This is a genomic window from Cellulophaga sp. F20128 (assembly GCF_023015805.1).
Lineage (GTDB): Bacteria > Bacteroidota > Bacteroidia > Flavobacteriales > Flavobacteriaceae > Cellulophaga.
This window is the reverse complement of the sequence record NZ_JALKBA010000002.1, coordinates 286,219-298,499: the sequence shown is the minus strand read 5'-3', so window position 1 is coordinate 298,499 and position 12,281 is coordinate 286,219. Positions and strand designations below refer to the sequence as shown.

Annotated in this window: 12 protein-coding genes; 4 read left to right on the top strand and 8 right to left on the bottom strand. The window is 35.3% G+C overall.

The genetic code is table 11. The features are described 5' to 3' along the window. Window positions 1-6: 6 nt before the first annotated feature. From MWU65_RS03380 to rlmB, 3 genes are all read left to right on the top strand, one after another. Window positions 7-1,509, top strand: coding sequence for a SusD/RagB family nutrient-binding outer membrane lipoprotein (locus tag MWU65_RS03380; protein WP_247075762.1), 1,503 nt, complete (start codon window positions 7-9; stop codon window positions 1,507-1,509). An 11-nt stretch (window positions 1,510-1,520) separates the two neighbouring features. Further along, window positions 1,521-2,297 carry a hypothetical protein gene (locus MWU65_RS03375; RefSeq protein WP_247075761.1) on the top strand — a complete coding sequence of 259 codons (777 nt, stop codon included), beginning with the start codon at window positions 1,521-1,523 and terminating at the stop codon, window positions 2,295-2,297. A 109-nt stretch (window positions 2,298-2,406) separates the two neighbouring features. Continuing rightward, a complete protein-coding gene (rlmB, locus tag MWU65_RS03370; RefSeq protein WP_247075760.1) occupies window positions 2,407-3,144 on the top strand; it encodes a 23S rRNA (guanosine(2251)-2'-O)-methyltransferase RlmB in 738 nt (245 codons plus the stop codon). Between the two features lies 1 nt (window position 3,145). Here rlmB and MWU65_RS03365 read toward each other — a convergent pair whose 3' ends face one another. Then, on the bottom strand, window positions 3,146-3,880 hold the full coding sequence (locus tag MWU65_RS03365) for a rhomboid family intramembrane serine protease (protein WP_247075759.1): 735 nt from the start codon (window positions 3,878-3,880) through the stop codon (window positions 3,146-3,148). A gap of 89 nt (window positions 3,881-3,969) precedes the next feature. Here MWU65_RS03365 and MWU65_RS03360 point away from each other — a divergent pair, with 89 nt between their 5' ends. Beyond that, window positions 3,970-5,247, top strand: coding sequence for a replication-associated recombination protein A (locus MWU65_RS03360; protein ID WP_247075758.1), 1,278 nt, complete (start codon window positions 3,970-3,972; stop codon window positions 5,245-5,247). On the opposite strand, the gene MWU65_RS03355 is transcribed toward MWU65_RS03360, so the two are convergent. From MWU65_RS03355 to MWU65_RS03325, 7 genes are all read right to left on the bottom strand, one after another. Then, a complete protein-coding gene (locus MWU65_RS03355) occupies window positions 5,244-5,939 on the bottom strand; it encodes a hypothetical protein (RefSeq protein ID WP_247075757.1) in 696 nt (231 codons plus the stop codon). The two genes, MWU65_RS03360 and MWU65_RS03355, sit on opposite strands and share 4 nt — an antisense overlap. A gap of 110 nt (window positions 5,940-6,049) precedes the next feature. Next, window positions 6,050-7,435: a DUF5723 family protein gene (locus MWU65_RS03350; protein WP_247075756.1), complete on the bottom strand. Its 1,386-nt coding sequence runs from the start codon at window positions 7,433-7,435 to the stop codon at window positions 6,050-6,052. 38 nt (window positions 7,436-7,473) lie between these two features. Continuing rightward, on the bottom strand, window positions 7,474-7,980 hold the full coding sequence (locus tag MWU65_RS03345) for a hypothetical protein (RefSeq protein WP_247075755.1): 507 nt from the start codon (window positions 7,978-7,980) through the stop codon (window positions 7,474-7,476). Window positions 7,981-8,057: 77 nt separating this feature from the next. Further along, entirely contained in the window at window positions 8,058-8,747 is a 690-nt protein-coding gene (locus tag MWU65_RS03340; protein WP_247075753.1) for a YjjG family noncanonical pyrimidine nucleotidase, read from the bottom strand. Then, window positions 8,740-10,038, bottom strand: a complete 1,299-nt coding sequence (locus MWU65_RS03335) for a polysaccharide deacetylase family protein (RefSeq protein WP_247075751.1) — start codon at window positions 10,036-10,038, stop codon at window positions 8,740-8,742. The genes MWU65_RS03340 and MWU65_RS03335 overlap by 8 nt, the downstream gene beginning before the upstream one ends. A gap of 95 nt (window positions 10,039-10,133) precedes the next feature. Next, window positions 10,134-10,832, bottom strand: a complete 699-nt coding sequence (radC, locus tag MWU65_RS03330) for a DNA repair protein RadC (protein ID WP_247075749.1) — start codon at window positions 10,830-10,832, stop codon at window positions 10,134-10,136. Window positions 10,833-10,881: 49 nt separating this feature from the next. Beyond that, window positions 10,882-12,240, bottom strand: coding sequence for a Mur ligase family protein (locus MWU65_RS03325; RefSeq protein WP_247075747.1), 1,359 nt, complete (start codon window positions 12,238-12,240; stop codon window positions 10,882-10,884). Window positions 12,241-12,281 lie beyond the last annotated feature (41 nt).

The following is a 12,281-nucleotide window of genomic DNA, read 5'->3' as shown; positions in this document are numbered from 1 at the left end:
AAAAAAATGATGAAAACAAAAAATATAATAAAATCATGCGTTTTGTTATTATCTTTCGGGATGATGACGGTAAGTTGTAATGATTTTTTAGATGTAAATGATAACCCAAACAGCCCGTCAATTTCCTCTCCGAGTTTGGCGTTGCCTGTAGCGCAGCAATCCTTTGCTTCGTTAAATGCGATAAGCAGTATCAATATTGGACAATATTTTGTTTACAATTGGACAACACCATCAAACTGGTCTGCCAATCAAGACTTAATTAGATACAATTTAACGACGAATTTTGGGACTACTCTTTTTGAAACTCCATATGCTTCAATCTTTAAAGATTTAACATATATTCAAAACTATGAAGATCCAACAGGAGCTGTTGACTATAGCGCTTATAACGTTATGGCTATGACCATAAAAGGTTTTCAATATCAGTATTTAGTAGATTTATACGGTGATGTACCTTATACAGAAGCAAACTTAAGAGGAGCGAATACCACTCCAGTTTATGACGATGCTGAATTTGTTTACAAGGCTAATATCGATGTATTAACAGAAGCTGCAACCTTAGCATTAAACCTGCCTGGGAATGCAGAAAATCCTGGAGACCAAGACATCATCTTTGGCGGTGATATGGATGGCTGGGCTGCTTTTGCCAATACTGTAAAACTACGTATGTTAGTTCGTTTAAGTAATACGGGTCAAGATTCGTACATTAACGAACAAATTGCATTGATAAATGCGAATGGCGCGGGATACATTACTTCTGACGTAGTTGCTAATCCTGGTTATATCGATGATAGTGGCAAGCAAAGTCCATTTTATGGTTCATTTAGAAATGCTTCCACAGGAAACGAGACTGATCGTGGTGATTATACAGTTGGAACTGATTATACCATTGATTATCTAATTAATACAAGTGATCCTAGATTGGAAAGAATTTATGCTGAAGCTGAAAATGGCGGTTACATAGGTGCAGAACAATCTACTATACTTCCTGGAACAGGATTTACTGCAGATGATTTATCTAAGGTAGGCCCAGGTCTATTAACAGATTCTTCTCAAGATCAAGTAATCATGCTTTTATCTGAAGCTCTATTTTTACAAGCAGAAGCAACGGTTAGAACATATCTTCCAGGTGCAGATGCTGCCGCCCAGGCGCTTTACGAAGAAGCAATTGAACAATCTTTTGTTTATTTAGGAGTTACAGATCCTATTGTGGAAGCGCAAACATATTACGCTCAACCTTTAACAAATATTAGCTGGGGTTCATCTGCTGACAAAGTTCGTGCTATTATTACACAGAAGTGGATTGCCTTAAACGGTACTTCTTCATTGGAGTCTTGGATAGAACTTACTAGAACTGGATTTCCTTCTGGACTCCCAATTCCTGCTGAGTCTGATGGTGTTAGACCTGTAAGGTTATTATACCCTGCTTCAGAATTGGCAAGGAATGCAAATAATGTTCCTACACAAACGGCTACAGATGCCTTTACTAAAAATCCATTTTGGAAATAAAATATAAAAAAATGAAAAAAAACATATTTAAATTAAGCTATATCACAGCCATCTTAAGTGTATTCTTAATGGTTTCTTGTGATGCAATCCTAGAAGAGGATATAACCGATTTTGGAAAAGGACCAATAATTGTACAATTTTCAACAAAAAGTATTTCAAGTAACTTTTTACAAGATGAAAACAATGTAGTATACGATTATATAATTCCGATAGAGTACCAAGGAAAAGATGGTTTACCATTATCTGAAGATGTAACAATCACTATTGGTGTTGCTGCTTCTAGCGAAGCAACTGAAGGAGTTGAATTTAGTTTATCAGAAACTTCATTTACCATCCCTGCTGGAGAAAAAACAGCTACTGCCTCTATAAAAGTTAATTCGGAGAATTTGGATTCCAATGACCCTAAAAAATTAGTTTTAGAGATTCTAACGTCTTCTCAAACAGTTTCTGACAAGAATGAGACGGAAATTGTTCTACAGGCTATTTGCCCTTCTGCATTGCAAGGGAATTACACCTATAGTAATGGTACGCAAAAAGATGCATCTATTACCGTAACAGGTTCTGGTACTTATGCAATAGAAAGAGATAATGCTTTCGGAGGTACCTACCCCTTCTACATTTCTGATGTATGTGGTGCTATTACTGTTACTGGTGGGTATTTAAACGATAACTTCGGAATACCTGTTAGTGGATCCGCTGTTGTTGATGAAGCAACTGGAGTAATGACCATTACCTACACTGCAGACGGATACTTTGAAAACAGAGTAATGATTCTTGTACCTAATTAATAATTAGATACATATTAAAAATAGAGGCCACCAAAAGGTGGCCTTTTTTTATGCAAATTAATTAAGTTTTGTAAACCAAATATTTAAAGCTTTCCGCTACCTTTGTCTCATGGAAAAAACGACTCAAGTTTACGGTATAAGAGCAATTATAGAAGCCATTAACACCAATGAGCCCCTAGATAAGGTTTTTGTTCAAAAAGGCTTAAAGGGAGACCTTTTTAAGGAATTGGAAAATTTAGCCAGAAAAAAAGGGATTAGTATTTCTTATGTACCGGTAGAAAAATTAAATCGGTTAACCAGAAACAACCACCAAGGGGTTGTTGCCAGTATTTCACCCATTAATTTTCATAACTTTGAGGAATTGGTAGAAAAGGTAATCGCCAACAAAGAAGCTCCCTTATTTCTATTACTAGATCAATTGTCTGATGTGCGCAACTTTGGCGCCATAATTAGAACAGCGGAGTGTACTGGTGTAGACGGTATTATTATCCAGAAAAAAGGAGCTGCACCTGTTACAGCGGACACTATTAAAACTTCTGCCGGAGCCGCATTTAAAGTGCCTATAGCCAAAGTAAATCACATAAAAGATGCCGTACATTATCTACAGGCATCAGGAATAAAAATAATAGCTGCTACAGAGAAAACCAACAAAACAGTCTACGATGTTACCTTTACAGAAGGTTGTGCCATTGTAATGGGCTCTGAAGATGTTGGTATTTCACCCTCCATAGTAAAGGCTGCAGATTACACAGCCAAATTACCCCTACTAGGCGAAATAGAATCGCTAAACGTTTCTGTTGCTTGTGGTGTATTTTTATATGAAGTAGTAAGACAAAGGCAATTGTAGCTTATTGTTCCTTTTCCTCCTTTTTATAGTGATAGGTAATTTTAATATCCTCATCAAGTTCAATATTCGCTGGGTCTGAATCAATAAAATTACCATCTTCATCAAAATGGCGTAAAAATTCATCTGCTTTTTCATCATAATCATCTAACTCCCATGCGTATTTTTTAGGTCCAGGAATTTCGGCCTTTATAAAAATAGCAAATAGAAGTCCCGTTAGAAATCCGCCCAAATGTCCTTCCCATGAGATCCCCTCCTTAATGGGGAAAATATACCACAACATACTTCCATAGACAAAAACTACAAATAAGGACAATGCTATTAATCGATAATATTTGGTGAAAACTCCTTTAAAAAATATAAAACTAGCCAACAAATATATAATTCCACTAGCGCCTATATGATACGATGGTCTACCAATTACCCAGGTCATGAGTCCCGCAAGTATCCCTCCCCAAAACAACACCTTAAACCATACAGACTTATAAAAATACACCAAGGCCGCACTTAAAACTACCAAGGGTAGTGTATTACTATACAAATGCTCTGCAGACCCATGAATAAAGGGACTAAAAAGTATGCCCTTTAAGCCGCTAACACTTCTGGGGTACAATCCAAAACTATTGAGATTCACCTTAAATTGTATCTCAATCCAGAATACAATCCAAATTGTCAATACAGCTACCATAGGCACTAGAATTACGGCGTTTGAAAACTTAAAATGGTTGTTGTCTATCATACCCTCTAATTTACTACAATCTTGCAATGATTTAACCAAAAATTACAAATCTGCTAAATTGTCATTTAGATTATATTTACTTTTACACTATGAACGAACCTTTAGCAGAAAGAGTACGCCCAAAATCTTTAGAAGACTATATTAGCCAGAGCCACTTGGTGGGCGAAAATGGTTCCTTAACCTTCTTAATTAAAAAAGGCATCTTACCCTCCTTAATACTTTGGGGACCTCCTGGTACAGGAAAAACAACACTTGCTACTATTATTGCCAATGAAGTAGATAGACCTTTTTATACATTAAGTGCTATTAACAGTGGTGTAAAAGACATTCGGGAAATTATTGAAAAAGCAAAGCAAAGTGGCGGACTATTCACAACCAAAAATCCAATTCTTTTTATTGATGAAATTCATAGATTTAGCAAGTCACAACAAGATTCCCTTTTAGGGGCTGTTGAAAAAGGATGGGTAACCCTTATTGGTGCAACCACAGAAAACCCCAGTTTTGAAGTTATTCCTGCTCTTTTAAGTAGATGTCAGGTTTATATTTTAAATCCCTTTGATAAAAACAATTTAATTGCGCTATTAGAAAGAGCAATCAAAAAAGACAAGCATTTACAGACTAAAAACATTGAACTAAAAGAAACGGAGGCCTTATTAAAATTATCTGGTGGAGATGGCAGAAAACTTCTTAATATTTTTGAACTACTCGTAAATTCTGAAGGTTCGGACACCATCATCATAACAAATGAACTTGTTTTAAGTAAAGTACAGAAAAATACCGTTTTGTATGACAAAACTGGTGAACAACACTATGATATTGTTTCTGCATTTATAAAGTCTATTCGTGGTAGTGACCCCAATGGAGCCGTTTATTGGTTAGCTAGAATGATAGAAGGTGGTGAGGACGTTAAATTCATTGCGCGGAGAATGTTAATTGCCGCCTCTGAAGATATCGGAAATGCAAATCCGACCGCCTTAGTAATGGCTAATACCACATTTCAGGCAGTAACCACAATTGGCTATCCTGAAGCCCGTATCCTATTGAGCCAATGTGCCATTTACTTGGCCACCTCAGCAAAAAGCAATGCGAGCTATGAAGCTATAGGCAAAGCCCAACAAATGGTTAAACAAACAGGAGATTTATCCGTGCCTCTACCCCTTAGAAATGCACCTACAAAACTTATGAAAGATTTAGGCTATGGTGACAATTACAAATATGCCCATAATTATGAAAACAATTTTGTAGCTGCTGAATTTTTACCTGATGAAATTTCTGGCACCTCTTTTTATATCCCGGGCAATAACAATAGAGAAAAAACGATCAAAGAATTTTTAAAGAATAGATGGAAAGACAAATACGAGCTTTAGAATTTTATAGTTAGTTCTTTAGAGATTAATTGGGCGTTGCTATCGTAATACTCAAAAAACCATTTTCCTGCCTTATTTATCACAACACCCTCATTTTCATTATTTGATGCCATAAAGTACCCCTGTACTGTAGTTTTATATATTTTATATTCAATCTTTGGGGTGCTATCTACCAATTGAAATCCGTTAGCAATCTCTTGAGCGTATAAAACACCATCTGACACCGTGTTTATAGCTACAGCATTTGGTATCACTGTATTTGATTCCTCGATAGAAGTAGCACTACCGTTCTTTACTTCTACCTGCTTTACATCGTCCTTAAAACGTACAACTATAGGCTCTTCTAATACCTCTTCTACTTGCTTGGCTGCATAACTATAGCTTATACCATTAAATGACGTAAAAGCATCTCTTATAGCTTCATTATACGATTTTTGAAACATTTTTTCTTTGCTTCTCCCTTCTTTGGTGATAAACACCTCATCAGAATTACAATCCTTCAAAACTATCTTTGTTTTGGTGGTGAACATATTAGATTCGTTTTCTAAATCGGCTACCAACCCCAAACATCGATTGGATTTTAAATCTTGAGGTAAGGCATCATCATAGACTACAGTATACCCCTTTTTCGAAAACAAATATTTTAATAATGCACTCGTCCTATACTCATCTATCACTTTAAAACTACTCAATTTTTTTGGGACTATAATATATTTATAATCGTTAAAGTTTTGTGCAGAAGCTAAAACGGTGCATAGAAAACCGAAACACAACAACATTTTTTTCATAGGGCTTAACTAAATTAATTCTTGCCCCAAGATATGACATTAATTCCTAACTGAAAAGAAGCATACTTAGAAGCTGCTATATTTTGGTATGACAAAAGGTTATCTGCCATTGCATAAATATTTACAGGGCCTATATTAAAATTAGCACCAAAACCTATATTGGTTGCAGAGAACTTGTCTATGGTATAGGTAGTTTTAAGTCCTATGTTTTTACCAAAGTTTTTTTGATAGAATGCAGTCAATGCCGATTGCGGACCTTTTGGTCTATTTATCACATAAATCTGAGCACCAACGCCATTGGCATACCCTAGATTATTTTTAGTTTTTACAACCGAACAATTACAATCATCTCGATAAGGTATTTGTTCTCCAAAATTATATCGAATTGAACCATTAAGTTTTGTTGGTCTAAATGATATATAAGAATCATTGTTTTCTTCATACGGCAATAACTCTTTCACCTCATCCACTAAATCTTGCCAAAAATCTGCACTTGCATTAACGAGGTCTTCCGGTAATTTTACTTCTACGCCTTCTATGGTTGTTTGCCCCTTAAAAACATAATTTTTTACATCTCCAGAATGAGAAATAAACCCTAGGTCTAAAATACTGGCGGTTACTACGGTTTGTTTATTTAGGTTATAGGTAAGTCCAAAATCTACACCTACTCCTAAATCGCCCCCAAATAATCCTCTTTTGGAAAAAACATTCCCAATTCCGGTGTTATCATCTGCTGCCTTTCTGAAACTTTCTATTCCTGCTGTTTGCACCATCATATCGGCTACCAAGGTAGAAGCCAATAAATTATTTTGACCTTCTGTAGTTACAAAATACCCGCTATTTTTAGTTGATTTGAATGAAAAAATACTTGAATACAATTTGCCTCTTATTCCTAAAACAAGATCACTATTTACTCTTTTATTTAAGCCAAAGTGAAATACATTGACCATATCACCCCTAGTCTTCAAGTGCGACAAATCAAACCTTTGATTTAAACGACCTGCATTTCCTTCAAAACCTAAAATGGCATAATCTTTAAACCAATAACCTATAGCATCCCCTTCGTTATATAGCCCAAAGGAATAAAAATTATCAGGATTCTTTTTTCCTCTAAAACCAACACTTATCAGCTCTAATTGATACGTACCACTTAACTCATCTCTAACACCCATTCCATACAGTGCACGCTCTCTAATTTTATCATTAATATCTATACCGTCATTTGCAAAAAAATCGTTCACACTTGCTCCACTAGACCCTGCCTGAAAAGAAATCCCCGACAATAAGGGAATTCCAACATAACTCTTGTACCCAATTTCTACCCCTGGATTTAGTAGCAAGGCTTGGGGAATTTCATTAAAATCATACAACAACTGCTTGTTTTGGGCACAAACAAACATAGTACAACATACAAACAGAAAACAAAAACAGCTATTTCTCATCGTACCCTGACTTTAAATCTGGCACTAGACCTAAAAATAAGCTTAGGGTTGGCTATACTAGATACACTAGAATTGTCTCCTAAGTTATTTGCACTAAGCCGTAAACCAGAAGTATTTCTTATAATATCTAAGGATCGCATACTTGCCCCTCCATAGAATATTTCTACATCGGTTGTTTCAGTCGCTTCTGCCTCAATATCTAACTCAATTGTATCCAAAACCACCCCATCATCATCTACCAATTCTATGGTTACTCTTGCAGGTTTGCTGGTGGTATTTTCTAACTGGAAGCTTATAGAACCTTCTATAACCTTATCTGAAAAATAATCAGTTTTAAAGGCATCAAAATTAAAGTCGTTTGAGTAAAATATTCCCGGGGAATCATTAATGAGCTGTTCTGTGGTCTCAAAATAAAAAATACTGGCCTCTATAGTAGGTGTAATGACAATAGCTTCAGTTTGATTAAAATTTTGTTCTTCAATACAAGAATAAAAAGTAAGCAACAAAAAAAGTATACTGCAAAAAAAACGGAGGGTTTTCATTTCAAATAGAGTTATAACGTATCCTATAAATAATAACTCTACAAATACTTTTTTATTTCATCTAACGAATGTATTATACTACAATGCGTATGCAACGGTTCCCCATGGGCATTAAAGTGCAAGGCGTACAAACCAACCTCCTTTGCTCCTAAGATATCTGCTTCCAAGCTATCGCCTATCATAATAGACCTACTTGCTACAGTTTCTGCCTTATTTAAGGCCATTTCAAAAATATACGGATTTGGTTTTTTTACACCTGCCAGTTCCGAATTTATCACTACATCAAAAAAACCATCAATATTAGAGTTTTTTAGTTTCCTTTCTTGCACATCGTTAAAACCATTGGTAATAATATGTAATTTATAATCCGTTTTTAGATATTTCAACACCTCTATAGCACCCGGAAACAAATGGTTGAACGATGATAAATGAGCAATATATTCGTCTGCCAACAAATGGATAAGTTCATCCGTAGCCTTATAACCCAAGGCATCAAAAACTGACTTTAATCGTTGGTAACGCAAATTTTCTTTAGATATTTTTTCTTCCCTAAACATTTTCCAATATTGAAAATTGATTGGAATATATACCTTTAAGAAGTCATCTACATCTACAAATACATCATTCTCTGATAGTATCTTTTGAAAGGTTAATGCCGAGTTTTTTTCAAAATCCCAAAGTGTATGATCCAAATCAAAGAAAACATCTGTAACTACTTCTTTATACATTGTATTTTTTTATAACAGTTTCATATACACTCATCCAGTCTATTTTACTTTTCTCCCCTAATAATTCATTGGAAAAGACAATTACAAATTTTCCATTAACACGCTTTAAGGTGGCATACAATACTGTCAATTTCTTTATAATTTCATCCTTATTTTTTAAATGACCCATTGCATAATTATGCACTGAAAAAGGATGAACGCGAATGGGTTGTTGCGACTCTAGGTAAATGTCATAAAAGAAAAAAGGTGTACACGTACCAGCTCTAAACCCAATTTGATGGGTATATCCCATTGTAAAATCTTCTCTAAAATCAGCATCAACCAAATCTCTATAGGTAGTAGGAATATCTATTCTGTTATACCGAAACCGTACATACTTGATTGGTCTATTGATAACAGCAGCTAATTTTCTTTTCTCTTCTTTTAAAATTTCCAGATTTGAAAAAGAATTATAGGAAGCGGACAAAGATACTACACTGTAATCTGCAACAGATTTAATTAAATATTTAAATTTATTATTGCTCGTAGAAATGTTTTTGTCGAAAGTAGAATAATCTGCAAATTGAAAAAAGAACATACTCTTTGTAGCGTTCTTTTTATGCAAATCTATTAAATAATCAAAATTATCATAGGGATCAGTCTTTGGGTTAATCCATACTGATATCCGTTGAAAAACGCGCTTCACATTAAATTTTACAATATCTAACAGCAAGGCACCCAATCCGCGCAACAACCCTCTATAAGCATAACAATGAGAGATGGTAACATCTATAATAGAGGTAAACTCATACTTTCTATTTTTATGTTGTAAATCCGGAAACTGTTCTACCAAAGCCTTTAGAACTTTGTACATCCATATATCAATTACAGGCTGCTCTAAAAAATTATTGCGATAGGCCAAACTCTCTGTAAATGGGTAGCGTCCGTGATCATCTTTCACATGTGGCAAGTATTCTTCATACCTTGAAATAAGGTAAAAACTAGCTGCAAAAACATCAAACGGAATATTACTGCGCTCACCGGTTGCAAAAAAACAAGGCGTGCCTTCCCAGTCTCCCATATTAATTTCTAAATCGCTTCCGATACCCTGTTCAAACAACAGATCATTACTTCTAATAAAAAACTCATTTTGCAATGGCTGTTTGCTATAGGTTATTTTGGCACCAGAATGTTTAATAAAATCCTCTATTTTAGAAGTAAAAGCCACCTCTATACCTAAAATTTTATCAAATACATGCCGCATGATGTAGGTAAAACGAGGAGTTATCTTATGAGTATAGATTAGTAACATTAATAGTTTATGCGTTTATGCGTTTATACAAAAAAAAGGTGGTTCTAAAAACACAAGTACTTTCCAAACTTTACTGGTATTTTTCAACTTTAGATCTACAGTAGATTCTCATCGGCAAAACTATAGTATTCTCGCTGAGTTATAATAATATGATCCAATACTTTTATATCCAATGCTTGCGCTGCCATTTTTAATTTTTCGGTTATTTGTTTGTCTGCTGTACTAGGCACCAATGCCCCCGATGGATGGTTATGTGCTAAAATTAAGCCAATGGCTCCTATTTCTAAAGCTTGCTTTAATACCAAGCGCACATCTACCAAAGTGCCTGTAATACCTCCCTTACTTAACTGAGCTGTTTGTATAACCTTATTGGAATTATTTAAATACACAATCCAGAATTCCTCATGCGGTAATTCTCCCAAAATTGGTTGCAACAGCTCAAAAACATCTTTACTACTTGTTATTTTAGAAATATTCTGAGCTTCCTCTCCCCTTCTTCGCCTTCCCACTTCTAATGCTGCGGCAATAGATACAGCCTTTGCTTCTCCTATACCTTTAAACTGCATTAACTGCTTAATGGATAGCTTCCCTAATTCGTTTAAATTGTTATTGACCGATGCCAAAATACGTTTAGAAAGTTCTACCGCACTCTCATTTCTACTTCCAGAACCAATAAGGATTGCAATTAATTCTGCATCAGTCAACACAGATTTTCCTTTCTGCACTAACTTTTCTCTTGGTTTATCATCATCTGACCAATTTTTAATAGAAAAGGAAGTTGGCTTGTCTTGCATCTAGCTAAAAGTACTAAATTTTAAAGTAGCTCGTTAAAATAGTGCCCTATTAACTTTCTATTAGGCCTTTTACTTCGGTAAAATCTAATCCGCCATAATTACCAGAACTCATTAACAACAAGGCCGTATTGGAAAAATTCTGACGAAATAGAAACTCTTTAAAAGCAGTGGCATTGGTATAAATTTTTAGGTCTTTACGCTCAAAAGCACTGGCTATTTGCGCTTCAGAAACTGCGTCTAATTGTTTTATTTTAACCGCATCAGGGGAATAAAAAACAATGGCTTCATCGGCAGCATCTAAACTGCCTTTGTATTCTTTTAAAAATTCTGCGTTTAAACTACTAAAGGTGTGTAACTCTAAACAAGCAACTACCTTTCTTGTGTTATACTGCTCCTTTACGGCCTTTGTCGTGGCTGCTACCTTACTGGGCGAATGTGCAAAATCTTTAAAAGCAATACTGTTCTTCGTTTCTGCTATTTTTTCCAATCTTTTAGAGGCGCCTTTAAAAGTACCAATCGCCTCATAAAAATCGTCTTCATCTACTCCAATATTTTGGCAAATCCATTTGGCACCTGCTAAATTACTGAGGTTGTGTTTTCCAAAAATTTCTACTGGCATAGGACCTTCTGGGGTTTCCAAAAGGGTAGTCCCGTCTTCAATAGTATACTCTGGGGTGCCATAAGGAAGTTTACGAATCGCGTTTTCAGATGCTTCTACAACTTTTACAACCTCAGCATCTTCTTCATTATAGGTAATGCTTCCGCCCTTTACAATACTGTCTACAAAGATTTGAAACTGTTCTACATAATTTTCAAATGTTGGAAAAACATTTATATGATCCCAGGCAATACCACTTAACAATGCAATATTAGGTTTGTACAGGTGAAATTTTGGTCTTCTATCTAAGGGAGACGACAGATACTCATCGCCTTCTAAAATTATAAAATCATTTTCTTCAGTTAGGTGTACCATCCTATCAAAACCATCCAACTGCGCACCAACCATATAATCTACTTCCTTGCCATGGTAATTTAACACATGCAGAATCATAGAGGTTATCGTAGTTTTTCCATGACTACCTCCAATAACCACTCTCGTTTTATTCTTACTTTGCTCGTATAAAAATTCTGGATACGAATAGATGGCCAACCCTAATTCTTGTGCTTTTAACATTTCTGGATTATCAGCCTTTGCATGCATCCCTAAGATAACCGCATCTATTTCTGAGTTTATTTTTTCGGGATACCACCCAAAAGTTTCGGGCAATAACCCTTTCGCCTTCAACCTTCCTTTAGAAGGTTCAAATATAACATCGTCACTTCCTGTAACTACATAGCCTTTATGTTCTAAAGCTAGTGCTAAATTGTGCATTGCACTTCCGCCAATGGCAATAAAATGAATTTTCATATGTAAAATTATTGCCGTAAAGATAGCAATACAAATATGTT